Genomic DNA, 24,674 nt, shown 5'->3' with positions numbered 1-24,674 from the left:
GCATGGATGAATGGGCCCGCTCTGGTGAGCGGGCCCCTTCACCGTTGATGGTCGATGCACGCGTCTCCGATTCGGTGGCTACGACGACCGTCAGCGCAGCGAGAGCTCGGCGGGCACTGGCGCGGGCACCTCGCCCGCCGCGACGACGGCGGCCGGGTCGTGCCGCAGGCACGCGACCGAGCGGCGCGGGTCGTCGCCCGGCACCGCGGGATGCACGAGCTCGGGACCAACGGTCGAGCAGGCGTCGAAGGCGAACGCGCACCGGTCGCGGAAGGGGCATCCGCCGCCGAGCTTCGACAGGTCGGGTGGGGAGCCCGGGATGCCGATGAGTTCGCGTCGCGGCCCGCGAAGCGGCGGGAACGAGTGCAGCAGCGCCGAGGAGTACGGATGGCGCGGGCGGTGGTAGACGTCGAGCGCGGCGGCATCCTCGACGATCTCGCCCGCGTACATGATCGCGATGCGGTCGGCGATCTCGATGAGCAGCGACACGTCGTGCGTGATGAAGATCACCGAGAAGCCGAGCCGCTGGCGCAGGTCGGCGATCTGCTCGACGATCTGGCGCTGCATGACGACGTCGAGCGCCGTGGTCGGCTCGTCCATGATGAGCACCTGCGGGTCGAGCGCGAGCGCCATCGCGATCATCACACGCTGACGCATGCCGCCCGACAGCTGGTGCGGGTACGAGCGCAGGCGGTCGGGTGCGATGCCGACGAGCTCGAGCAGCTCCGCCGAACGCTCGAGCGCCTCCTTCTGGGTCACGTTCGGCCGATGCGCGCGGATGCCGTCGGCGATCTGCCGTCCGACGCGAAAGACGGGGTTCAGCGAGTTCATCGCACCCTGGAACACGATCGCCAGGTCCTGCCACCGTGAGGCGCGCAGCTGCGCGTCGTTCAGGCGCAGGAGGTCGGTCTGCACGCCCGAGCGATCGGTGAAGAGCACCTCGCCGCCGGTGATCAGGCCGGGCGGCGGCAGCAGGCGGGTCGCGGCATACGCGAGCGTGGACTTGCCGCAGCCCGACTCGCCCGCGAGGCCGAGCACCTCACCGCGGCCGAGGGTCAGTGACACCTGCCGCAACACGTGCACGGGGTCGTCGTCGTAGCCGTAGTCGACCGAGAGGTTCCTGATCTCGAGCACCGGGTCGCTCACCGCGGTGAGCTGTTGCGGGCTGCCGGGGTTCGTGAGCGTCATGCCCGGTCCTCCTTCGCTTCTCGCACGACCGGCGTGAAGCCGATGCGGGGTCGGATGCCGCGCTTGCGCAGCGTCTTCGCGTTCAGGCCCGTTGACCGCAACCGCGGGTTCACGAACTCGTCGATGCCGAAGTTGATGAGCGTCAGCGACATGCCGAGGAGGGCGATGCAGAGGCCGGCGGGCACGAACCACCACCATGCGCCCCGCTGCAGGGCGAGCTGCGACTGCGCCTGGTAGAGCACGGTGCCCCAGTTCCACTCGCCCGTGTTGCCGATGCCGATGAACGAGAGGGTGATCAGCGAGAGCACCGCGAAGCCGACGGTGCCGACGAAGCCCGCCGCGATGATCGCGGTGAGGTTCGGCAGGATCTCCGCCGTGATGATGCGCCAGGTGCGCTCGCCGTTCGCGCGGGCCGCCTCGACGAAGTCCCGTCGCCGCAACGAGAGTGTCTGGGCGCGCAGCACCCTGGCGCCCCACGCCCAACCGGTGATCGCGATGACGAGGGCGACCGTCACTCCGCCCACCGTGGGCAGCTGCCCGGCGATGATGATGATGAGCGGCAGCTGCGGGATGACGAGGAACACGTTCGCGAGCACGGAGAGGCTCTCGTCGCCGAGACCGCCGACGTAACCGGCCGTGACGCCGACGATCACGCCGATGGTCGTCGCGACGATGCCCGCGACGAAGCCGACGACGATGACGCCGCGCGTACCCACGAGGATCTGCGAGAACACGTCCTGACCAAGGTGCGTCGTGCCGAACCAGTGCTCCCACGACGGCGGCTGCAGCACGTCGTCGCTACGGGCGCTCGGGTCGTAGGGCGCGATCCATGGCCCGATGATCGCGATGAGCAGGAAGAAGGCGAGGATCGCGAGGCCGGTGAGCGCCTTCGCGTTGCGCAGGAACAGGAACTTGCGCGGCCCGCCTCGCTTCGAGCGACGCGACGCGACCGACAACGCGCCCGTGGCCGGCGCCTGCGACGGCCGCGCCAGTTCGTTCGTCTCCTCGACGATGCTCGTGTCGATCGTCATGTCGGTCAGCCCTCCTGTCGGGTGCGCGGATCGAGCACCCCGTAGACGATGTCCGCCGCGATGTTCGCGAGGAGCACCGCGAGCGTGATGACGAGGAAGATGCCCTGCATGAGCGGGTAGTCCTTCGCGGCGACCGCCGTGAAGAGGAAGTACCCGATGCCCTGGTACGAGAAGACGATCTCCATGACGAGGGTGCCGCCCACGATGAAGCCGAGCGACAGCGCGAAGCTCGAGACCTGCGGCAGCACGGAGTTGCGGGCCGCGTACCCGAGCATGACGGTTCGCTCGCTGAGCCCCTTGGCCTGGGCGACCGTGACGTAGTCCTCCGACGACACGGTCACCATCATGTTGCGCATGCCGAGGATCCAGCCGGCGATCGACGAGATCACGATCGTGATGGCTGGCAGCGTGCCGTAGTAGATGACCGAGCCCACGAACTCCCACGACCACGCCGGCACGAGCGAGCGGTCGTAGCTGCCGCTCGCCGGGAACCAGCCCAGCGTCACCGAGAAGATCGAGATGGCGACGAGCGCGAGCCAGAAGTAGGGCACCGATGAGAAGAACGTCGAGATCGGGAGCAGCGAGTCGGCCCACGTGCCGCGGCGCCAGCCGACGGCCGTGCCGATCAGGGTGCCGATCGTGAAGCTGATGATCGTCGCGATGCCGACGAGTCCGACGGTCCACGGCAGCGCCTGCTGGATCACCTCGAGCACCGGCGTCGGGAAGTACGTGAACGAGATGCCGAGCTCCCCACGCAGCAGCAGGGCCCAGTAGTCGAGGTACTGCTGCCAGAGCGAGGTCTCCGCGTCGAGTCCGAACAGCACGCGCAGCGCTGCCTCGGCGTCGGTCGAGATGCGCCCCTGGTTCTTCGCGATGAGCGCCCTGACCGGGTCGCCGGGCATGATGCGCGGAATGAAGAAGTTGATGGTGACGGCGGCCCAGAACGTGATCGCGTAGAAGGCCAGCCGACGCAGGAAGAACTTCATGCGCGCACCTCCAGCACGGGGCGGTCGGCGCGATCGGAGTAGCTCCAGCACGCGGCCTCGCGGCCCTCGCCGACGGACAGGAGCGGCGGCACCTCGATGCGGCACAGCTCGGTGGCGAACGGGCAGCGCGGGTTGAACCGGCATCCGCTCGGTGGATTCACGAGGCTCGGGGCCTCGCCGCGCGCACCGCGGGCACGGGCTTCGAGGTCGTCGGGGTCGGGTGCCGACCGCACGAGCAGCTGGGTGTACGGATGCTTCGGATCCTGCGTGACCGACTCGGAATCGCCGCTCTCCACGATGCGTCCGGCGTACATGACCATCGTGCGGTCGGCGAAGTAGCGCGCCGACGCGATGTCGTGCGTGATGTAGAGGATCGCGATCTGCAGCCGGTCGCGCAGGTCGCGGAGGAGGTTCAGGATGCCGAGGCGGATCGAGACGTCGAGCATCGAGATCGGCTCGTCGGCGAGGAGCACCTCGGGGTCGGCCGCGAGTGCGCGGGCGATGGCGACGCGCTGGCGCTGGCCGCCCGAGAGCTCGTGGGGAAACTTGTCGATGTAGCGCTCGGCGGGATGCAGCTGCACGCGCTCGAGGAGTTCGACGAGTGCGTCGTCGAGCTCGGTGCCGCGCAGGCGGCCGCGATGGATCCGGATGCTCCGGGTGAGCACGTAGCGCACGGTGTGCACCGGGTTCAGCGACCCGAACGGGTCCTGGAAGATCATCTGCACGCGGCCGACATAGCGGCGGAAGGCGCGTCGTCCGCGTGCGGTGGCGTCTTCGCCGTGCAGCAGGAGGCTGCCGCCGGTGGCCGGCATGAGCTGGGCGAGGAGCCGCGCGATCGTCGACTTGCCCGAGCCCGACTCGCCCACGAGGGCGAGCACGTGACCGCGGCGCAACTCGAAGGTCACGTCGTCGACGGCGTGCACGACATCGCGGGAACCGACGCCGCGCAGCTTGAAGTGCTTGCGCAGTTCGACGGCCTGCAGCACGGGAGCTTCGTTACTCATCACATCACCTGGGGAGAGGGTAGGGGTGGTCGTGCGGCGGGTGGTGCACCCGCCGCACGACCGGGGTGTCGGAGCTCCGGATCACTCCGTGGGGGTGAGCTTCGACAGGATGAGCGCCGCCTGCGGGCCCGTGGGCTGCGGGTTCGCGTAGGGGTCTTCGGCGGTCGGGAATCCCGTGTAGTTGGCCGTCGAGTACTGGGCGACGGCGGGCCGCGACCAGATCACGATGCCCGGGACGTCCTCGACGAAGCGCTCCTGCACCACGTCGAGTGCCGCCTGGCGCTCCTCGTCGCTCGCGGCCGCCTTGTAGGTCGCGAGCGCCTGGGTGACCTCGTCGTTCCGGTAGCGGCCGAAGTTCCAGTTCGCCGTCTCGCCGAGCGGCACGTACGAGGCGCCGTCCATGATGTTCGAGTACATGTTCCATGGCGTCGAGCCGCCGTCGGTCCAGTGCAGCGAGGCCTGGAAGTTCCCGAACGGGATGGTGTCGTTGAACCAGGTGTCCTGCACGATCGGCTCGACCGTCGCCTCGGCGCCGAGTGACGCGGCGCCCTCGGCGATGATGCCGAGTGCGTCGAGGTAGTCGGTCCAGCCGCTCGGGTTCGTGAGCGTGAAGGTCACCGGCTCGCCGTCGGGGTCGATGAGCTTGTCGCCGTCGTAGGTGTACCCGGCGTCGGCGAGCACCTGCTTGGCGCCATCGACGTCGACCGAGAGCTCTTCGCCCTGGTACGCCTCGGAGATGAAGGCGTCGCCTGAGGGCTGTGGCAGTCCGGTGACGCTCGTGATCTCGGGCCACACGCCGTAGCCGGCGGTCTGCGAGATGTCGCCGCGGTCGACGACCATGTTCAGTGCCTGGCGGAATGCCACGTTGTCGAACGGCTTCGTCTCGTTGTTGAGGTAGAGCACGTCGACGCCGAAGCCGCCGCCGGCGACCTGCGCGTAGTGCTCGGGGTCTTGAGCGATGAAGGTCTGCTCGTAGTCGGGGATGAACGTCCAGCCCCACTGCGCCTCACCGGACGTGAGCGCGGTCGTCAGGCCGGCGTTGTCGTTGAATGCGTCGTAACGCAGCTCGGCGACCTTGGGCTCCTCACCCCAATAGTCCTCGTTCGGCTCGAGCGTCACCGCCTGCGGGGTGAACGTCTTGAGGGTGAACGGGCCGGTGCCGATCATCTCGGTGTTCGCGAACGTCACCGCGTCCTCGTCGGCCCAGATGTGCTCCGGCACGATGAGGAGCTTGTAGAGCTTCACCTGGTTGACGTACTGGCCGGTGGTGAAGTTCACGGTGACCTGGTTGCCGTCGACGGTGATGTCGCCGTACTGGTCGGGGAAGTCGATGTTCAACTCCGGGTTGTCCTTGCGGAGCTGGATCGAGAACGCGATGTCGTCGGCGGTGAAGTCCTCGCCGTCCGACCACTTCACGCCCTCGCGGGCCGTGATCACGGCCTGCGTGGAGTCCGCGTTCCACTCGACGGATTCGGCGAGCCACGGGGTGGGCGCCTCGGTCGGGTCGATCTCGTTGACCTGCATGAGCGACTCGTACACGGCGAACGCGTAGCCCAGCGAGAGCGACGCCGAACCGGTGGCGAGCGGATTCTGGTTCTCCTGCTGGGGACCGTTCGGCATGCCGACGGTGAGCACCTTGGTGCCCGTGTCACCGCCGCCCGTGTCGGCGCTGCAGCCCGTGAAAGCCAGGCCGGCGACGACCAGTACGGCCCCCGCGGCGAGGATGTTCTTTCGCATTTCAATGCCTCCTTGCATTTCGGTTGTGGTGGTGCGTGTGGTGCTCGGTGCTGCTGTTGGGCTCAGCCCCCGACCGCGAGTGCGGTCTCGAGGCGGAGGTCTCGCGAGGACCTGCCGACGGCGACACGATACGTGCCGGTGGGAAGGGTCCAGGTCGCGGCATCCGTCGACCAGGTCTCGAACGACCGGCGGGCGAGCGGGATGTCGACGGTGGTGGTGCTGCCGGTGGCGACGTCGGCGACGGCGAATCCGGCGAGCCAGCGCACGGGGCGGCCGGTGTCGCCAGCGGCCGAGAGGTAGACCTGCACGACCTCGCGGCCGTCGCGCGCGCCGGTGTTGGCGAGCGTGACGCGTGCGGTGGCGAGCACCGCTTCAGCGCCGGATGCCTCGTCGGCGAGCTCGAGGCCGCGGTACTCCCACTCGGTGTAACCGAGCCCGTAGCCGAACTCGCGTGCGGGGGTGCGGCCGAGCCGGTCCCATGCGCGGTGCCCGACGTGCACGCCCTCGACGTAGTCGATGATGTTGTCGACGGGAAGCCCGTTCGGCACCGGCACATCGCGATGGTCGGCGGGAAGCGTCCACGGCAGCCGGCCCGACGGCTCGATCGCGCCGGTGAGCACGGCCGCGAGCGAGCCGCCCGCCTCCTGGCCGGGCAGCCACCACCAGAGCACGGCGGGCACCTCCTCGAGCCATGGCAGCAGCACCGGTGCGCCGGCGTTCACGACCACGACGGTGCGCGGGTTCGCGGCGGCGACCCGGCGCACGAGCTCGTTCTGGCGGCCGGGCAGGTCGAGGTTCGGCCGGTCCCACCCCTCGGACTCGGTCTCGGAGTTCGTGCCGACCACGACGACGGCGAGATCGGCGACGGATGCCGCGGCGACGGCGTCGTCGAGCTCCTCGTCGATCGACCGGCTCGGCGCGCGGTAGCGGAAGTGCAGTCGCACGAAGCGGCCGTACGATTCGCCGTCGATCACCTGGAGGTCGGCCTCGACGTGTACCGCACGCGGTGCCTCGACGTCAACGTGCGTCTCGACCGACGCAGGGTTGGCGTAGCTCGAGTTCAGCACGACCTCCACCCCGACGCGCGCGTCGGACTCGGCGCGCAGCACGCCGTCGACGGTGATGCGGTGCGCGCCCACCGGTCCGAGCTCGATGGTGTGGCGGCCCGGAGCGGCCAGTGCGAGCACCGTGCTGAGGCGAACGGATGCCACGGCATCGTCGTCGATCGGGAACCAGAGGCTCGCGGCATCCGGCACCTGCTCAGAGGCGATGACCGCGCCGGCGGCGTCGAGGTGGTCGATGCGGATGCCGGGCTCGCCGTCGGGCGTCGTGAGGAGTTCGGTCGGCGCGAGGGGCGCACCCAGTGTGGTCGCGCCGCCGCGGTGGAGCGTGACCTCGGCGTCGGGGAACGCCTCGCGCAGCGCGGCGAGCGGTTCGCTGACGTGCGGCGGGGTGACGAACGCACTGCCGCCACCCTGGGTGAAGGGCTCGACGGCGTTGTGGCCGATCAGGGCGATGCGGCCGCGCGTCGCGGCGTCGGCGGGCTCGATCGGCAGGAGCGGGCCGGCGTTGCGGAGCACGACCGTCGAGCGGGCCGCCGCCTCGCGGAGCAGCGCCACGACGTCGTCGTCGGTCGGATGCTCCGTGGCGCCGCTCGGGTCGTACGGAACCGTCTCGCCCGCGACGCCGCTCAGCGCACCGACTCGCTCGGCGAGCAGCAGGATGCGCGCGACCTTCTCGTCGATGACCGACTCGGGCACGCGCCCGTCTTCGACGGCGGAAAGGAGCCCGTCGGCCCACGGGCCTCCGGGGCCGGGCATGACGAGGTCGAGGCCGCCGAGCGCCGGCTCGACGACGGTCTTCGTGGCGAGCCAGTCGCTCATGACGATGCCGTCGAAGCCCCACTCGCCCTTGAGCACGCCGTTGAGCAGCGGGCCATGCGCAGTGGCGGTCGCGTCGACGCCCTCGCGGGTGAGGCCGTTGTACGCGGCCATGATGGTCCAGACGCCGGCGTCGACGACGGCCTCGAAGGGTGCGAGGTAGACCTCGCGCAGGGTCTGCTCGTCGATGCGCGAGAGGTACTCGGTGCGGTCGGTCTCGGTCTCGTTGCCGACGAAGTGCTTGACGCACGCCGCGATGCCCTGCTCCTGGATCGCCGAGATGAAGGCCACCGCGAGCCGCGCGGTGAGCAGCGGGTCTTCGGAGAAGCACTCGAAGTGGCGTCCGCCGACGGGGCTGCGCTGCAGGTTCACGACGGGGGCGAGCACGACGTCGACGCCCTTGCGCCGCGCTTCGGCGGCCATGAGGGTGCCGAGGCGGGCCTGGAGGTCGAGGTCCCACGTCGCGGCAGTCGCCGACGGGGCGGGCAGCTGTGCGGAGGGCTCGCCGTCATCGCCGGTGCCGCGCACGCCGATCGGACCGTCGGAGACGGTCATCGTGCGCAGGCCGAGCTCGGGGATCGCCCGGAGCGTCCAGGTGGCTGCGCCGGTGAGCAGCTGCACCTTCTCCCCGAGCGGGAGGTCGGTGGCGAGGGCGCCGGGGGCGGTCGTCGTTGAGCTCACGCCTATACTCCAATTCACAACTCGTCGTCGAGTGACTCGGCCATGCTGGCACACTTACTGACTTGTAAGTAAGCTAAGAACCGTAACGGTTCGATAACGCCGCAGCAGCGAAGCGGATGCCTCTGCGCAGTCCGTACAGGAAGGAACCCCAGTGGTGGACACAGCGCGAGACGGAGCGCCGAAGGCGGCGGCCGAGCGAGTGCAACGCCCGCAGGCCAAGACCACGGAGCGCCGCGAGGCCGTGCTCAAGGCCGCCATGAACGTGTTCGGCGCCCGCGGCTACAACAAGGGCGCGCTCGTCGAGATCGCCGAGCAGGCGGGCATGACGCACGCGGGCGTGCTGCACCACTTCGGCAGCAAGGAGGGCCTGCTGATCGCGATGCTGAAGTACCGCGACGGCGAAGAGGTCGCCGGCGTGCCCGCGCGCGCCCAGACCGAGGGCCCGGCGTTCCTGCAGCACCTCGTCGACACGGTCGAGGAGAACACCCACCGGCGCGGCGTCGTCCAGGCGTACTCGGTGCTCTCCGGCGAGTCCGTCACCGACGGGCATCCCGCCCACGAGTACTTCCTCGGCCGCACCGAGGGGCTGCGCACGAAGATCGCCGGCGTGCTCGGCGAGGTCTCGGGCAACACCGACGAGCAGGAGTTGCGCGACTCCGCCTCGGCGCTCATCGCCGTCATGGACGGCCTCCAGGTGCAGTGGCTCCTCGACCCCGACGCGGTCGACATGCCCCGCATCGTGAGTCGCACCCTCGACGAGATCGTCGAGCGGCTGCGGTCGCAGACGACGGCCTGAGCGAGCGGATGCCCCGGCGCCGGGCCCCGGCTCGAGGCATCCGCCCCCTGGCTACCGCCGCACGGGCGTCGCCTTCACCGGGATGAGCAGCGCGAGCCCCAGCGCGATCACGAGCACGATGCCGAGGATGCCGAAGTACGGCGCGCCGCCGATCACGACGAAGAGCGTGAAGGCCATCGGCGCGAGGAAGCTGACGGCCCGGCCCGTCGTCGCGTAGAGGCCGAACACCTCGCCCTCGCGGCCGGCGGGGATGAGGCGGGCGAGGAACGTGCGGCTCGCCGACTGGGCCGGGCCGACGAAGAGGCAGAGCGCGAGGCCCGCCGTCCAGAACACGATCTGGCCGCCGTCGTGCAGCAGGAAGATGAGCAGGCCGCTCACGACGAGGCCGATGAGCGCCGTGATGATGACCGGCTTGGCGCCGAGCCGGTCGTCGAGGGCGCCGACCGCGATCGTCGAGATGCCTGCGACCACGTTCGCGGCGATCGCGAAGATGATCACCTCGCCGGCCGAGAACCCGAAGACGGATGCCGCGAGCACGCCGCCGAACGTGAACACACCCGCGAGGCCGTCGCGGAAGACGGCGCTCGCGAGCAGGAACCACACCGTGTTGCGCTGCTCCTTCCAGAGCCGCTTGATGTCGCGGCCGAGGCGAACGTAGGAGCCGAAGAAGCTCACCTTGCCGCGATCCACCGCGGCGGGGTTGCGGTACTCGGGCACCGCGAAGAACAACGGCAGCGCGAACAGGCCGAACCAGATGCCCGAGACGAGCACGGTCACGCGCACGTCGAGCCCCTGGTCACCCGTCACGCCGAAGAGCCCGACCTCGGGCTGGATGAAGCCGAAGTACACGATGAGCAGCAGCACGATGCCGCCGACGTACCCCATGCCCCAGCCGAAGCCCGAGACCCTGCCGATCGAGCGGGGCGTCGAGACCTGCACGAGCATCGCGTTGTAGTTCACGCCGGCGAACTCGAAGAAGATGTTGCCCGCGGCGACGAGGAAGAGCCCGAGCATGAGGTACTCGGGCGCCGGCAGCACGAAGAACATCGCGAGGGTCAGCGCCACGACGATGTAGGTGTTCACCGCGAGCCAGAACTTGCGCCGGCCGCTGGTGTCCGATCGCTGGCCGGTGATGGGCGCCAGGAGCGCGATCAGGAGCCCGGCGATCGTGAGCGCCAACCCGAGCTGCGCCTCGACGGTGCCCGTCGGCCCGAACGACTCGCTCGTGAGGTACACGGTGAAGACGAACGTGGTGACGACCGCGTTGAACGCCGCCGAACCCCAGTCCCAGAGGCCCCACGCGAGGATGCGGCCCTTGCGGGCGCCGGCCTCCTCGACCGCCTCGACCTGCTCCGTCGCCACGCCGATCGTCGCGGCGGCGCCGTCGGGCGGCGTGAGTCGCGACGGCGGGAAGTTGCGGGGAGCGGGGTCGGAGGGGAGCTCGGGATGCTCGGTCATGGTGCAAGCCTCGTTCGGTCGGATGAACGGGAGGTGGCGCGCCTCGGTGAGGCGGGCATCCCGGTCGATCGGCGCTGATCTTCGTGCACTGTAGCGCGACGGATGCCGCAGCGATAGCGGCCCGCCCGAGCCGCCGCCGCCGGCGCTCTCACGAGCCCAGTCGCACGTCGACGACCACCGGGAAGTGGTCCGACGGGAAGAGGTCGCCGACCGGCGCATCCACCGTGAACGCGGACTCGACCGCGACGCCCGAGCCGTGGCTCACGAGGATGTGATCGACGCGCCGGTCGATCTCCTTCGTCGCCTCGAGCGGGGCGAACGGAACCTCCGAGCTGAGCGTCACGGCATCGGCATCGCCGCCGCCGAGCTCCCAGGTGTCGTCGGCGGCGGCCGCGATTGGCGCGAACTCAGCCTGCGTGCGGTCGCAGTTCAGGTCGGCGAGGAGGAACCTCGGCTCGCCCGCGGCAGCTGCGTCGAGCAGCTCGGCGAGCCGCCGCGTCTGCGCGAGGTGATCGTCGGCGAACTCCGGCTCCCATTCCGTCGCAGCCACGATGACGTCGAATGGCTCCTCAGGGTGTTCGATGCGCGCCTCGAGCGCCACCGGCGCGATCTGCCGATGACTGACTGGCAGGTCGTGGCGCCGCACGGAGCGGATCGGCCACCGGCTCACGAGCCCCACGCCCATCAGCACGCCGGCCTGGTCGGGATGCTCGGGCGGCTGCGGCACGGGCGGAAGCGACGGGCCGAGGAAGGCGGCGTGCACGCCTCCCAGCCGCTCGGCGAACAGGTGCGCCTGCGACTGGTCGGCCGTTCCCCAGCACTCCTGGAGCCCGATCACGTCGGGCGCGAGGCGCTCGAGCGTCGTGAGGATCGCCCGCTCCCTCGCCCGCCACTCGGGCTCGAAGCGCCACAGTACGTTCCAGGTGACGAGTCGCACGGTCGTAAGGCTACGACGCGACCCGCGGCGCCGGAACCCGGCGCCGCGGATCCGACGACTACTTCGCGCTCACGTCGTCGAAGTAGACCGCGCCTGAACTCCCGGTCCACCAGTCGCCCATCGAGATGTGATCGAAGCTCGTCACGCCCGTTGGGGAGGCGACCAGGGTGCCGTCGATGTACATGTCGACCCTGGTGCCCGATGAGTAGTCCCACTTGAGCTCGTGCCAGCCCGTGGTGCGGGTGACGGATGTCACGGCGTACGAGCCACCGATGCGCGTCACGTACTTGGTCGCCGAGCTCGGCGTGTTCACGCCGAGGCCCCTCCACTGCGTCCCGTCGCTCCAGACCATGCCATCCGCTCTGGCCATGGCCTGCATGGAGGTGTCCGACGCGTCGTCGTAGAACCACACCGTCGCGCCCCTGTTCTCGTTCGAGCTCAGTACCCGCGTGATGACGTCTTGATCCTGGTTGATGGCATAGCTGTTGCTGCCGGAATGAGCTTGGGTCGTGCTGACCGATGCCGTCCCGCTGCCGGTCGTCCACGCACCGAGTCCGCTCTCGAAGCCGTCGGCGAACGGATCGTTGACGAGGACATCGTCGAAGTAGACGGTGCCCGAGTTGCTGGTCCACCAGTCGCCCATCGAGATCTGGTTGAAGCTCGTCACGCCGGTCGGGGATGCGACCAGCGTTCCGTCGATGTACATGTCGACCTTCGTGCCCGACCGATAGTCCCACTTCAGTTCGTGCCAGCCGGTGGTGCGGATCACGGTTGTCGCCGCGGTCACGCCGGCGAGGCGCGTCACGTACTTGGTCGCCGAGGTCGGCGTGTTCACGCCGAGCCCCCGCCACTGCGTGCCGTCGCTCCATGGGGTGTCGTCGACCTTGGCCATCGTCTGCAGCGAGGTGTCGGATGCGTCGTCATAGAACCACAGCGACACCACCCGGTTCCTGCTCGAACTGAACGAATGCGCGATGACATCCGTGTCCTGGTCGATGGCGTAGCTCTTGCTGCCGGAATGAGCCTGAGCGGTGCTGACCGTCGCGGTTCCCTTGGCGGTCGTCCAGTTGCCGAGACCGTTCTCGAATCCGTCGAAGATCAGTTCGCCGAACAGGGCGGACGACTCGTTGGAACTGTCGCTGAGATCGCCGGCCGAGGTGCGCGCCTTCACGACGTAGTGGTACGTCGTTCCCGGCGTGCCCGTCGCGTCGGTGCAGGAGGTCGCGGTCGTCGCACTGCAGACCGTTGTCGAATACGGGCCGCCTGGAGTGGTGGAACGCAGCACGTCGTAGCTCGCCGCGTTCTTCACCGCCTGCCAGGCCAGAGCGACGTGGGAACCGGTGAACCCGGCTGTGAAGCCCGCGGGCGTCACGGCGTACGGGAAGTCCACGGTGGATCCGATGTTGGCATAGTCCATGAGCGCGTCATTGAAGCCGGCTTGCCAGCTCACGTTGGTGAGCGTGTGGCCGGTCGACGAGTTCGTTCGATACGCGGCGCCCTGCGTGTTCGTCACCTTGATGTTGCGGAAGACCTGTCCGGACGACTCGTTGTCCATGAACACGCCATTGGGCGCGTAGTCCTGCATCGAGGGATGAGCGTAGACCCGGTCGATGGTCACCTGCTCGACCGTGTTGGCCGCCTTGCTGCGCCCCCACGAGTAGATGGGAGCCGTGTCTCCGCTGTCCTGCGCCATGTTGGAGATCTTGAGATTCTTCATCACGTTGCCCTGCAGGTAGATGTCCGCGAGGGGTATGCCGATGTAGGTGTCGAAGGCGATGGCGTAGCGAGGGGAGTTGTAGATCTCGCTGTACGAGACCTCGTTGCCTCCGCTGTTCATCAGGTACACGCCGCTGCCGTTTCCGACGAGCTCGCCGACATCGTGGATCACGTTGTTGGTGAGGACGTTGTTCTTGCTGACATCGCCCTCGCCCGGATACCGGCCTTCGAGGTAGATGCCCGAATGCCCGCTGTGCTCGATCAGGTTTCCGCTGATCGTGTTGTTCTGGTTGTAGAACAACAGGTAGATCGCCGAGTAGCCGGAGTTGACGAAGCGCGAGTTCTGGATCGCGATGTGGTCGGTGTTCTGCAAGAAGAACATCCCCGTGCGATGTTGCGGCATGTTGATCTGCCGGTCGTACTGCGGATACGTGTGTCCTTCTCCCGAGGCGCCGTCGAGCGGCCACGCGTGCCGGTACCAGTCGGTGAAGTCGGAGTCCTCGAAGCTCAATCCGTCGAACCGGACATGATGGACTCTGCTGCTTTCCGATGAACCCTGCAGGGAGACGATGGTCTGCACCTTCGGCGCGATGATGGTCTGGGCCGACGCCGCCCCGTCTTTCGCCCAGTAGTACAGGTATCCCGACGACGTGTCGAGATGAAACTCGCCAGGCTGGTCGAGGAGCTCCAAGGCTCCCTGTACGACGTAGCGTGAGTTGGCCCTGAGCAGGTACCGGGCGTCGTGCGACAGCGAGATCTGCCGAGTCGAGGCGTTGATGGAACTGATCGGCGTGGTGTCGGTGAACCAGGCTGCGGGCCCGAGTGCCCAGACGAAGACCTGCGCGTCGGCCAGGTCCCAGCCGGTCGGGTCGAGATCTCCCGGCTTGTACTGCAGGACGTTGTATTGGCCGCTGTTCTCGCTGTACAGGTACGGCGCCTTCGACATCGCATAGCCGGCGTTCGGAGCGGAGTTCGGATAGCGGGCCTTCGTCGCTCGCGCGCCGTTCTCGGAGAGCGTGTCGAAGCGCCAGTCCGTTCCGACGAACGCCTTGTAGATGTCGCCCGAGTGCTGGGTCCACCCGGTGATCTCTTCGCCGCCGATGAAGCGTGCGCTGCCGACGGCGTCCTTGCTCCTGTAGTTGACCGTGAAGCCGTTGCTGCCGGAGTCGGTCTCGTCGAAGGCGATGGTCTCGTCGACGTAGTAGTCGCCGGCGGCGACGAGCACGTCGATGTCGCCGGTCATGCCGTCGTTGAGCCCGTTCGACTCGATGTGGTCGCGGGCGTGCTCGATCGTCGCCCATGGCGAGGCGGCCGAGCCGGTGCCGGTCGTGTCGCTGCCGGTGGTCGCGACATGGAACTCGTGCTGGGGCACGGCAGTGGCCGGGGCGTGCGCGACGGTGACCGACAGGCCGATCCCGATCGCGCAGGCGAGTGTCATCGCGGCGGTTCTTCTGGTCAACGCTGTCATCGAACTTCTCCCTTGAAGATTCGTTGGTCATACGAAGCAGAACATGCAATCGCTAATCGATAAGCGCGATCGCTAATCGAGCGTAGCGATTTACTCCGCCGTGGCGCTACCCTGCGGCGATCGCCGAGCCGCTCTCGTCCCGGTGGGGTTGATCAGACGTCGAGCGGCTCGATCGCGAAGGTGAGCGGCCGCCCCTGGCGGAACGGCTCGACGAGTTCGAAGTTCTCGAACGCGATGCCGCCGGGGATCGGCGCGGCACTCATCCAGTAGGTGTACCGGCCGTTCACCTGCACGGCGAGTTCGGGGTGCGGATCCGCCGCGCGCCAGGTCTGCACCGCCCGCCGGCCGACGTAGTGCCAGTGCTCGCTGGTGCCCGGGGCGTACTCTGCCTCGTGCGGTGCCGCTTCGTCGGGCGTGGCCGACACGGTCACGGCGCCGTCGGCGGCCGTGAGCTCGGGGAGACCGAACCGAGCGTGGTCGGCGAAGTGCGCGTCGCGATACGAGGGCCAGAGCTCGCCCGCGACGACCGTGCGCTCCGCGAGGTGGAGCCGGCGCAACCTCGCCCAGTTCCCCATCGTCGCCGTGAGCACGCATTGGCCGAGCGGCACGGATGTCTCCCCCGCATGCGCGGCGAGCTCGATCTCGTGCGGTCGGTCGGCGCGGAAGGTCACCGAGACTGCGACGTCGGCGCCGTTGGCGAAGGGTTCGACGAGGATCCAGACGCGGAGGCGTTCGATGCCGTCGACGACCTCGATCATGCCTCGTGCGGGCTCGTCGGCGGGTCGCGGAGTCGGGTCCGACGGATCGTCGGCGCTCCAGAACCGCAGCCCCGGCTCGCCGTCGAGCCGGCTCGCCTCGAGTTCGGAGTAGCCGCGCTCGTCGGCTCCGGCCGGTACCGGCTCGACCGCGATGAAGTTGACCAGGCGGTCGCGGTGGTGGTCGAGGTAGGGCGTGTAGAGGCGCAGCAGTCCGCGCGGCCCTCCGAGTGGGTGCAGGCCGACCTGCAGGCCGTCGGAGTGGCCCCAACGGGGTTCGGCGGGCGTGCCGCCGGCGGGTCGGAGCCAGCCGCCGGCCACCTCGGGTTCCCCTGGCTGCATGCGGTCGTCGTTCGACTCGCGGTCGCGACTCATCCGGCCCCTCTCGCTCGACTGCGATGACCGGTTCACCGTAGCGCGGTGGGAAATCGATTTCAATAGCCTGCCCGGGCGGGCAGTGCGCGGCCCGTGAGAACGGGGTCCGCGGATGTCCGGGCAGGGGTGATGCGCCGGGGCGCCGGGCATCCACTGGACCCCGATCGTCGTCGCTTGACTTTGAAATCGATTTCTGTGAACCTTGGTCCGACCGCACCGATCGAGGAGGATTCGTGGCAACCAGCGAAGCCAGGCGTGCGACCGTCGCGGGTGCGCTGGCCGTGGCCGTCTTGGCCCTGCCGGGCTGTGCCACGACCGCACCGCAGCTGGCCTCGCAGGGCGACGAGCCCTTCGTGCTTCGCGGCGTCTCGAACGTCGAGCAGCTCGGCCAGGTCACGGGCGCCGAGGCGCCGGGCGCCACCGATCGCTGGGCCGTCAATCACACCGACCTGGGTTCCATGTTCGAGGCCGACGGCAAGGTCTGGTTCGTCTTCGGCGACACGTTCGGCGAACGCGACCCCGACTTCACGGGCGGCGGCGGGTCGTTCTGGCGCTCGAACACGCTCGGCTTCACGACCGACGACGACCCGTCCGACGGCATCGCCATCGAGGGGATGGTGCTCGACGACACCTCCACCGCCGCCGAGGTGCTGCCGTCGAAGAAGGTCGACCACGATGAGATGACCGTGATCCCCACGCACGGCTTCGCCGCGAACGACGCGATGTACCTGCACTGGATGTCGGTGAAGCACTGGGGAGAACCCGGCGAGTGGGAGGTCAACGAAGCGGGCCTGTCGAAGTCCAGCGACGGCGGCCAGACCTGGGCGCCCCTCGACGAGCCGCGCTGGAGCGGAGACTCCCGCTTCGTGCAGGTCAGCCCGTTCACCGTCACCGAAGACGGGGTCGAACGCCTCTACGTCTGGGGGGTCACGCACGGCAGGTTCGGCGGCGTCGGCCTGGCCCGCGTGGAGACCGCGAAGGTCGAGGCATCCGACGCCTGGGAGTACTTCACGGGCACGGATGCCGCCGGCGGTCCGCAGTGGTCGGGCGACCCGGATGCCGCAACGCTCGTCGTCGACGACACGGTCGGCGAACTGTCGGTCGTGTGGAACCCCTACCTCGAGCGCTGGATCATGTCGACGCTCGCCGAGGGTCGCGGCATCGAGCTGCGCGAGGGCGTCACCCCGTGGGGCCCGTGGAGCGAGCCGCACCTCATGATCGCCCAGTCCGAGCTGCCCGGGCCGTATGCGCCGTACATGCTCGACCGCTACACCGCCGACGGTGGGCGCACGATCTACTTCACGCTGTCGGTCTGGGATCCGTACAACGTGTTCTGGTACCGCGCGGACCTCGACCGGGACTGAACGCCCTGAGGTTCCCGCACACAAGATGTCGGCTCACTGCAGAGCCGGTTCCCGAGGAGGAGAGAATGCACAAGAGGCACACGAAGACGGTCACGGCACTCGCCGCGGTCGTCGCGGCCGGGCTCGCGTTGTCGGGCTGCACGGCGGGCGGCGACGGCAACACGACCGCAGACGGCAAGACCGAGGTCATCTTCTGGCAGCAGAAGTTCGAGGACTACCAGCAGGCCTGGTTCAAGGAGCAGGTCGACGCGTACAACGCGAGCCAGGACGAGGTGAAGGTCACCTACCAGGTGGTCCCCGCCGACACGTGGGACCAGAAGCTGAAAGCCGCCCAGGCCGCCGGCAATGCTCCGGATGTCGCGACCACGAGCTACGGCCGCATCATGCCGGGCGTCGCGATCGGACAGTTCGCCCCGCTCGACGAACTCGTCGACCCCGACGTCCTCGACGACATCCAGCCGAACGTGCGCGAGTTCGTGAGCACCGCCGACGGCACGTTCGCCTATCCGTTCCTCGTCGAACCCTCGACGGTGCTCTTCTACCGCACCGACCTGTTCGCGGCGGCCGGACTCGACCCGGCCAGCCCGCCGACGTCGTGGGCGGAGCTCGTCGACGCCGCTCGTGCGCTCACGAAAGACGGCGTCTACGGCATGAACATCGCGCAGACCGCCGCCGACCTCGGCTGGTCGAGCTGGGGCCTGCAGTACAACGCCGCCGGTCACCTGCCGGTCGCCGACGACTGGTCGGCCGCCGACGCGACCGATCCCGCCTACATCGAGCTCGCGGAGTTCTACCGCACGCTGTACGGCGAGAAGCTCATGCCGCAGGAGGCCGCGTACCCGTACGCCGACTGCGCACCGTACGGCGAGGGCCAGGTCGCGATGACTGCGTGCGGCTCCTGGGCGATCGGCCAGCTCACGAACGACTACCCCGACATGATCCCGAACACCGCCGTCGCGGCGTTCCCGTCGATCGACGGCGACCCGACCAAGCCGACGTCGACGCTCGGCGGCTGGACGCTCACGGTCGACGGCAAGTCGAAGGTGCAGCAGGAGGGCGCGGACTTCATCGCGTGGCTGCTCGGAGGCGAGACCGAACACCTGGTCGACTTCTTCAAGACGAGCGGGTACTCGAAGTACCCCGCCCGCGTCTCGGTCTCCGAGGCGCTCTCGGCCGACCCCGAGGCATCCGCCAACCCGTTCATGCAGACGGTCTCCGAAGACATCGTGCCGTTCTCGAAGGCGGAGCCGACCTACCCGTGGGAGATCGCCCTCTCGTTCGCGACCGCCATCGAGAAGTCGATGCGCGGCGAGGACATCCAGGCGTCGCTCGAGACGGCGAACAGCGAGATCGACGACATCATCGAGAAGCAGAAGCTGGCAGGCACGGCTCCCGAAGCCGGCTGACCACACTGAACCGCACCGCGGAGCCGGCGCCGGGCGAACCCCGGGCCGGCTCCGCCTGAGGAGGATCCATGTCCGCCATCCAGGCCAACCCGCAGCCGGCCGTCTTCGAGGAGCAGGCCGCCCTGATCGGCGCCGACGCCGAGCGGCCGAAGCCGCGCAGATCGGGGCGTCTCAATCGCTCGAATCTCATCGCCTACGTGATGCTCTCGCCGATGGTGGTGCTGCTCGGCATCTTCGTCTGGTACCCGCTCGCGAACTCGGTCTACCTGAGCCTCTTCGAGATCTCCTTCTACGAGGACCCCACCTTCGTGGGCCTCCAGTTCTACGAGTACGTGCTCACTGCGGCGAAGTTCTGGAACTCGATCTGGGTGGGCATCACGCTCGTGCTGCTCGTCGTCCCCGCGCAGCTCATCGTCGCGTTCCTCGTGGCGAGCCTGCTGCGGGTGCTGAGCCGGCACACCTCGGGCTTCCTCAAGACCACGATCTACGTGCCCACGGTGGTCTCGTTCGTCGTGGCATCCATCATCTTCGTGTTCATCTACCGGGAGCGCGGCGGCCTCCTGAACGGCGTGCTCGGCTGGTTCGGCATCGAGCCGATCGCGGTGCTCTCGAACCCCGACCTCGCGCTCGGCGGCATCGCGGTTCCCGCGCTCTGGATCGGCGTCGGCGTGACGACGCTCATCATGCTCGCGGGCATGCTCGACATCCCCGACAGCTATTACGAGGCCGCCGACCTCGAGGGTGCGGGCTACTTCCAGAAGACCTGGTACATCACGCTGCCGCTGCTGAAGAACGTGTGGCTGTTCCTGCTCGTCACGCTCGTCACGGCGACCATCCAGCAGTTCGAGCTGCCGCTCGTCATGACGCAGGGTGGGCCGTACGAGTCGACCACGACGCCGAACCTGTACATCTTCAACCAGTTCAAGGATCCGACGCCGTATGCCACGAGCTTCTCGCTCACCGCGGCGCTCCTGCTGTTCGTCGTGCTCGGCACGATCAGCGCCTTGATCTTCCGATTCGTCAAGTCCGACAAGGCCATCGACGGCTGACGCCGAGAGAGCACCATGAGAACACGCATCCCGAACCGAATCGTCCAGTACGTCCTCGTCGCCCTCATCGCGGTGTCGTGCCTCCTGCCGCTCGCCTGGATGGCGATCGCCGGCTTCAAGGGCAAGACCGAGGTGCTGCGCACGCCGTTCCAGTTCTTCCCCGACGTGTGGATCCTCGACAACTACGTCGCGATCTTGAACGACCCGGCGTTCCTCCGCGCCCTCGGCGTGACGTTCGTCGGTGCTGTCGCCTTCACCGCCCTGAGCCTCGCGATCAACTCGCTCGCGGCCTACGTCTTCGCGCGGCTCGACTTCGCGGGCAAGCGGTTCTTCTGGATCTACTGCCTGGCGCCGATGTTCATCCCGGGCATGGCGATCCTGCTGACCTCGTTCGTCGTGGTCTCGCAGCTCGGCATGATCGACACGCTGTGGGTGCTCATCATCCCGGGTGCCGCGAGCTCGCTGCAGATGTTCTTCATCCGGCAGTTCTACCTGAACATCCCCGTGGCGATGGAGGAGGCGGCGCTGCTCGACGGGGCCAACCGCTGGCAGATCTTCGTCCGCATCTTCCTGCCGCAGTCGCAGGCGCCGTTCGTGATCGTCGGCGTCGCGTCGTACCTCGTGTACTGGAACGCGTACGTATGGCCGGTGCTCACGATCTCGGCGAACCAGGACCTGTACCAGATCATGCAGCTGCTGCGGAGCTTCATGTCGGAGCGCAGCACCGAATGGGGCCTGCTCATGGCGGGTTCGACGATCGCGGCGCTGCCCACGATCATCCTCGTGCTCGTGTTCCAGCGGTACATCGTGAACGGCATCCGCATCGCGGGAATGAAGTGACGGATGCCGCGGGCGCATGCGTGCGCCTGCGCTGTCGTCACTCGACTGGAAGTCGCACGAGGGCCGCCCCGGCCGGCTGAGCCCGGATAAGGTCGTCATGTCGTGAAGTGAGTCATGTCCCGAAGTGGAGGTCGTCGGCCGAGATGGGCACGTTCTACTATGGCGGCGGCCAGGATCGCCGGCCGGTCGGCTTCGACCTGGACGATGAGCTGCTGGCCCACCTGAAGCAGGTCATCGTCGCGAAACTCCGGCGCGGTGAGAGCTTCATCGTGACGCTGCCGGCACTCGACCGGGGGCTCGGAGAACGAGAAGCGCTGTGGATGAACCCCTCGATTCCGCTGCGCTTCGTCATCGACGAGGCCGACGGCCATGCGCTCGACGTCGATCGCCTGGATGCCCTCATGGCCCAAGCCGATACGCCCGGCGGGATCGTCCTCGTGGCGTAGTCGCGGTTCGAAGAGGAGAACAGATGGAAGCCTTCACGATCTCCGTCGGGTCCGAGGTTCTCGACGACCTGCGCGCGCGGCTCTCGCGCACCCGGTTCACGCAACCGAGTGCCGAGGGATGGAAGGCCGGTGTCGATCCGGCATACCTGCGGTCGCTCGTCGGCTACTGGGCGAACGAGTTCGACTGGCGCGCGGCCGAGGCGCGGCTCAACACCTATCCGCAGTTCCGCGACCGGGGCCAGCACTTCGTGCACCTGCGCCGGGATCCGACCCGGCCGCCTGTGCTGCTGACCCACGGCTGGCCGAGCACCTTCCTCGAGCTGCTGCCGCTGGCCGACCTGCTCGACGTCGACGTCGTCATCCCCTCGCTGCCGGGCTACCTGTACTCCGACCTCATCGAGGGCCCGGTGACCCGCGCAGCCGTCGCCGAGAGCTTCCACACGCTCATGACCGAGACCCTCGGCTACGAGCGGTACTTCGCGTTCGGCGGTGACATCGGCGGCTCGGCCTGCGGCTGGCTCGCCACGCTCTATCCCGACGAGGTCGCCGGTCTGCACGTCATCCACGGACCGTTCCCCGCCGACTACGTGGAGCCGATCACTCCGGCCGAGCAGATCTGGCTCGACTCCGAAGACGAGCGCGACGAGCAGGACAGCGGCTACGGGGCGATCATCGGCACGCGACCCGACACCATCGCGGCCGCGCTCGTGGATTCTCCGGCCGGCATGGCCGCGTTCATCATCGACAAGCTCTGGCAGTGGAGTGACCACGGCGGCGACCTCGAGTCACGCTTCGACCGCGACAGCCTGTGCGAGCTGTTGACGCTCTACTGGGTCACCGATTCGATCGGCACCTCGTTCCGTCAAGATCTCGACAGCGCCCACAACGGCAAGCGGCCGACGATCACCGTGCCCGTCGCGGTGACGCAGAGCCACGAGTGGAACATGCCGCTCTTCCCGCGTTCGATCGCCGAACGCGCCGCGAGCGACATCCGGCGCTACTCCGCGGCCGAGAGCGGCGGACACTTCATGGCGTTCGAGGAACCGCATCTCGTGGCTCGCGAGCTGAGCGCGTTCATGCGCGAGGTCGGCTGACCCGGCGGGTGAGGCCGCTGTCGCCGACGCGATGATCAGGAGTACCGCGACGGCGGCACGGGGCATCCGCTCACTCACCCCTGCGGCGGGCGCATCGGCGTCGAGCCGAGGTCGGGAACCGGCGCGGATGCCAGGTGCACCTCCAGGTCGTCGGCCGTCGGCGTCTTGGGCCGCCGCGCGGTCGGCCGGTCGAGGTAGAAGAGGGCCGTCGACGCGATGTCATCGCGCAGCGGCAGGTAGCGCCATCCGCTGCGCCATCCGAGAGCCTGGATGTCGACGCGCAGTCGGTCGGCGAAGAAGATCGGATCGAGCAGGTGCCAGCGGTACATGCCGAACCGCTGCTGGCTGACGTAGAGGCCGTCGGGGCGGAGCACCTGCGGCATGCCGAGGTACGGCGTCGAGAACTCGGTGTAGCCCTGGCCGGGAACGTCGAAGTTCCACGCGCCGCCGAAGTAGTCCTCGGTCCCGGTGCCGCAGATCGTGGGGTACTCGTCGTCGGCGTCGAGGTAGAACTTGATCTCGCCCTCGCCCCACCAGCCGTTCGAGTTCACGCCCCACGCGATGTAGGTGCCGACGTAGTGGCCGGCACCCTCGACGCCCTCGACGATCGTGTGCGGCACGAGCTCCTCGAGCGGGTTCGAGCGGTTCCACTGGGCGTGGAAGTAGCCCTCGTTCGAGTAGTCGCCGCCGGTCTCGTACGTCACCTGGTAGTAGATGCGCACATCGACGACCGAGGTGTTCTCGATCGTGAGGCGGGCGCCCTCGCGGAACGGCATCGGCCAGTACGAGTTGAAGCCGCCATGCGGGTTCGCGGCGATGACCTGCGAGTTCACTTGCGCGAAGACGCCCCAGCCGTTGCAGAAGAAGTCGCCGTAGGGCACCTCGATGGCGGGCTGTTCTGCGCCGTCCCAGTAGGCGCGGAAGAGCAGCGTGCGCCAGTTGTCGGTGTGCGTGGTGATCCAGATGTGGGTGATCTTGCCGGCGCCCTCGATCGTCGCGAGGTCGAAGGTCTCGCCCGCCTTGATGTCGACGCTCGGCGAGATCTTCCAGCCGGGGCCGAGGTCGCGCGCATTCCACGCGCCGGTGCCTTCGGTGGCGCGACCGCCGCCGCCGACGGATCCGTCGAAGTTCTCGGGGCTGATCGATCGGGTCTGCAACCGCCGGAGACCGGAGATGCTGCTCAGATCGGGATTGGCCACGCGGACACCACCACACTTCCTCGTGTCATGCGAGCCGTGGAGGCCCGACTTCTGAAACCGATTTCACCACTGTAGGGTGGCACTACAGGCGTGTCAAACGTGCGACCCGAGGGTGTCGCCGGGCGTCGAACACCCGAGACTGCCGGAGAGGGGGAGTCGATGGCCACCATCTACGAGGTCGCGCGGCGCGCAGGTGTCTCCCCGGCCACGGTCTCGCGGGTCTTCAACGGCGTGCGAGTCTCCGAGGCGAAGGCCCAGTCGGTGCGGGATGCCGCGGCCGAGCTCAAGTTCACGCCCAATCGCACGGCACGCACGCTACGTCGCCAGAGCTCGGAAGTGATCGCGCTCGTCATTCCCGACATCGAGAACCCCTACTTCACCGAGCTCGCGCGCGGCGTCGAGGACGTCGCCCAGGAGGCGGGCTACTCGGTCGTGCTCTGCAACACCGATGAGCAGCTCTCGAAGGAGAGCACATACCTCGACATCGCCATCTCCGAGAACATGGCGGGGGTCATCCTCGCCCCGGCGTCCGACCACACGAACCTCGATGACGTGATCGCCAGTGGCCGGCCGGTCGTCGCGGTCGACCGCAGCACCGGCTACGACATCGACGGCGTCATGATGGCCAACCGCGCAGCGGGCAAGGCCGCCGCAGAGGCGCTCGTGAAGGCCGGCTACCGGCGCATCGCCTGCATCACGGGTCCGCGCGAGATCGAGACGGCGTTCGAGCGCGCCGGCGGATGGCGCAGTGTCGTGTCGCAACTCGACGGCGGTGGCGACGAAGACGAGCTCGTGCGGTACTCGACGTTCCGCGTCGACGGCGGCCGGGCCGCGATGGAAGACCTGCTCGCGCTGCCGGAGCCGCCCGACGCGGTCGTGGCGGCGAACAACCTCATGGGCGTCGGGGTGCTGCAGGTGCTCTCGGAGCGGGGCCTCATTCCGCCGCGAATCGGCGTCGCCGTGGTCGGCGGCCTCCCATTCACGACACTCACGCCCACGGCGGTCACCATGGTGCGGCTGCCCGCGCGGCACATGGGCGTGACCGCTGCTCGCATGCTCATCGAGCGCATCAACGGTGACGTCGAGCCGGCGCGCACGATCGTGCTGCGCAACGAGCTGATGCCCGCGTCGTACCCGGCTCGAGCCTGACGCACCGCACGCTGCGCCGCTGACCGGGGATCCGACGGGTGATGGAAGCCGCCGCGCCGTGTGCCAGGCCGCGCATGCAAGTGTCGAATCGCCGATTCGCGGCATCCGTCGACTT

Annotated in this window: 19 protein-coding genes; 8 read left to right on the top strand and 11 right to left on the bottom strand. The window is 68.5% G+C overall.

All coding sequences use genetic code 11. The features are described 5' to 3' along the window. Positions 1–90: 90 nt before the first annotated feature. The 6 genes from QFZ26_RS07580 to QFZ26_RS07555 form a co-directional block, all read right to left on the bottom strand. The gene (locus QFZ26_RS07580) at positions 91–1,188 is read right to left on the bottom strand and encodes an ABC transporter ATP-binding protein (protein ID WP_307040784.1); all 1,098 of its coding nucleotides are present in this window, start codon (positions 1,186–1,188) and stop codon (positions 91–93) included. Further along, entirely contained in the window at positions 1,185–2,219 is a 1,035-nt protein-coding gene (locus QFZ26_RS07575; protein WP_307040782.1) for an ABC transporter permease, read from the bottom strand. The genes QFZ26_RS07580 and QFZ26_RS07575 overlap by 4 nt, the downstream gene beginning before the upstream one ends. Before the next feature lie 5 nt (positions 2,220–2,224). After that, complete coding sequence (locus tag QFZ26_RS07570) at positions 2,225–3,205, bottom strand: ABC transporter permease (protein ID WP_307040780.1); 981 nt, start codon at positions 3,203–3,205, stop codon at positions 2,225–2,227. Beyond that, positions 3,202–4,209, bottom strand: a complete 1,008-nt coding sequence (locus QFZ26_RS07565; RefSeq protein WP_307040778.1) for an ABC transporter ATP-binding protein — start codon at positions 4,207–4,209, stop codon at positions 3,202–3,204. The genes QFZ26_RS07570 and QFZ26_RS07565 overlap by 4 nt, the downstream gene beginning before the upstream one ends. Before the next feature lie 81 nt (positions 4,210–4,290). Next, positions 4,291–5,946, bottom strand: coding sequence for an ABC transporter substrate-binding protein (locus tag QFZ26_RS07560; protein ID WP_307040776.1), 1,656 nt, complete (start codon positions 5,944–5,946; stop codon positions 4,291–4,293). Positions 5,947–6,008: 62 nt separating this feature from the next. After that, positions 6,009–8,507 (bottom strand): beta-glucosidase family protein, encoded by a 2,499-nt coding sequence (locus QFZ26_RS07555; RefSeq protein ID WP_307040774.1) that lies wholly within the window; start codon positions 8,505–8,507, stop codon positions 6,009–6,011. Between the two features lie 154 nt (positions 8,508–8,661). On the opposite strand from QFZ26_RS07555, the gene QFZ26_RS07550 reads away from it, so the two are divergent. Beyond that, positions 8,662–9,303: a TetR/AcrR family transcriptional regulator gene (locus QFZ26_RS07550; RefSeq protein ID WP_307040772.1), complete on the top strand. Its 642-nt coding sequence runs from the start codon at positions 8,662–8,664 to the stop codon at positions 9,301–9,303. A 51-nt stretch (positions 9,304–9,354) separates the two neighbouring features. On the opposite strand, the gene QFZ26_RS07545 is transcribed toward QFZ26_RS07550, so the two are convergent. The 4 genes from QFZ26_RS07545 to QFZ26_RS07530 form a co-directional block, all read right to left on the bottom strand. Next, positions 9,355–10,761 (bottom strand): MFS transporter, encoded by a 1,407-nt coding sequence (locus QFZ26_RS07545; RefSeq protein ID WP_307040770.1) that lies wholly within the window; start codon positions 10,759–10,761, stop codon positions 9,355–9,357. 148 nt (positions 10,762–10,909) lie between these two features. After that, positions 10,910–11,698 carry an endonuclease/exonuclease/phosphatase family protein gene (locus tag QFZ26_RS07540; RefSeq protein ID WP_307040768.1) on the bottom strand — a complete coding sequence of 263 codons (789 nt, stop codon included), beginning with the start codon at positions 11,696–11,698 and terminating at the stop codon, positions 10,910–10,912. Between the two features lie 58 nt (positions 11,699–11,756). After that, positions 11,757–14,873, bottom strand: a complete 3,117-nt coding sequence (locus tag QFZ26_RS07535) for a right-handed parallel beta-helix repeat-containing protein (RefSeq protein WP_307040765.1) — start codon at positions 14,871–14,873, stop codon at positions 11,757–11,759. A 161-nt stretch (positions 14,874–15,034) separates the two neighbouring features. Next, positions 15,035–16,012 carry a hypothetical protein gene (locus QFZ26_RS07530; protein ID WP_307040763.1) on the bottom strand — a complete coding sequence of 326 codons (978 nt, stop codon included), beginning with the start codon at positions 16,010–16,012 and terminating at the stop codon, positions 15,035–15,037. Positions 16,013–16,245: 233 nt separating this feature from the next. Between QFZ26_RS07530 and QFZ26_RS07525 the strand changes: the two genes are divergently transcribed. The 6 genes from QFZ26_RS07525 to QFZ26_RS07500 all read left to right on the top strand — a co-directional run bounded on the left by QFZ26_RS07525 (position 16,246) and on the right by QFZ26_RS07500 (position 22,211). After that, positions 16,246–17,376, top strand: a complete 1,131-nt coding sequence (locus QFZ26_RS07525) for a DUF4185 domain-containing protein (protein WP_307040761.1) — start codon at positions 16,246–16,248, stop codon at positions 17,374–17,376. 65 nt (positions 17,377–17,441) lie between these two features. After that, positions 17,442–18,782, top strand: a complete 1,341-nt coding sequence (locus tag QFZ26_RS07520) for an ABC transporter substrate-binding protein (RefSeq protein WP_307040758.1) — start codon at positions 17,442–17,444, stop codon at positions 18,780–18,782. A 68-nt stretch (positions 18,783–18,850) separates the two neighbouring features. Further along, positions 18,851–19,831, top strand: a complete 981-nt coding sequence (locus QFZ26_RS07515) for a carbohydrate ABC transporter permease (RefSeq protein WP_307040756.1) — start codon at positions 18,851–18,853, stop codon at positions 19,829–19,831. Positions 19,832–19,846: 15 nt separating this feature from the next. After that, positions 19,847–20,671: a carbohydrate ABC transporter permease gene (locus tag QFZ26_RS07510; RefSeq protein ID WP_307040754.1), complete on the top strand. Its 825-nt coding sequence runs from the start codon at positions 19,847–19,849 to the stop codon at positions 20,669–20,671. Positions 20,672–20,814: 143 nt separating this feature from the next. Then, positions 20,815–21,117: a DUF7882 family protein gene (locus tag QFZ26_RS07505; protein WP_307040752.1), complete on the top strand. Its 303-nt coding sequence runs from the start codon at positions 20,815–20,817 to the stop codon at positions 21,115–21,117. 23 nt (positions 21,118–21,140) lie between these two features. Further along, the gene (locus tag QFZ26_RS07500; RefSeq protein WP_307040750.1) at positions 21,141–22,211 is read left to right on the top strand and encodes an epoxide hydrolase family protein; all 1,071 of its coding nucleotides are present in this window, start codon (positions 21,141–21,143) and stop codon (positions 22,209–22,211) included. Positions 22,212–22,285: 74 nt separating this feature from the next. Here QFZ26_RS07500 and QFZ26_RS07495 read toward each other — a convergent pair whose 3' ends face one another. After that, complete coding sequence (locus QFZ26_RS07495; RefSeq protein WP_307040748.1) at positions 22,286–23,410, bottom strand: glycoside hydrolase family 172 protein; 1,125 nt, start codon at positions 23,408–23,410, stop codon at positions 22,286–22,288. 159 nt (positions 23,411–23,569) lie between these two features. Between QFZ26_RS07495 and QFZ26_RS07490 the strand changes: the two genes are divergently transcribed. Continuing rightward, entirely contained in the window at positions 23,570–24,559 is a 990-nt protein-coding gene (locus QFZ26_RS07490; protein WP_307040746.1) for a LacI family DNA-binding transcriptional regulator, read from the top strand. Positions 24,560–24,674 lie beyond the last annotated feature (115 nt).

The organism is Agromyces ramosus (assembly GCF_030817175.1).
In the GTDB taxonomy this organism is placed as follows: domain Bacteria; phylum Actinomycetota; class Actinomycetes; order Actinomycetales; family Microbacteriaceae; genus Agromyces; species Agromyces ramosus_A.
The sequence above is the reverse complement of the archived record's forward strand: the minus strand, read 5'-3'. Positions and strand labels throughout refer to the sequence as shown.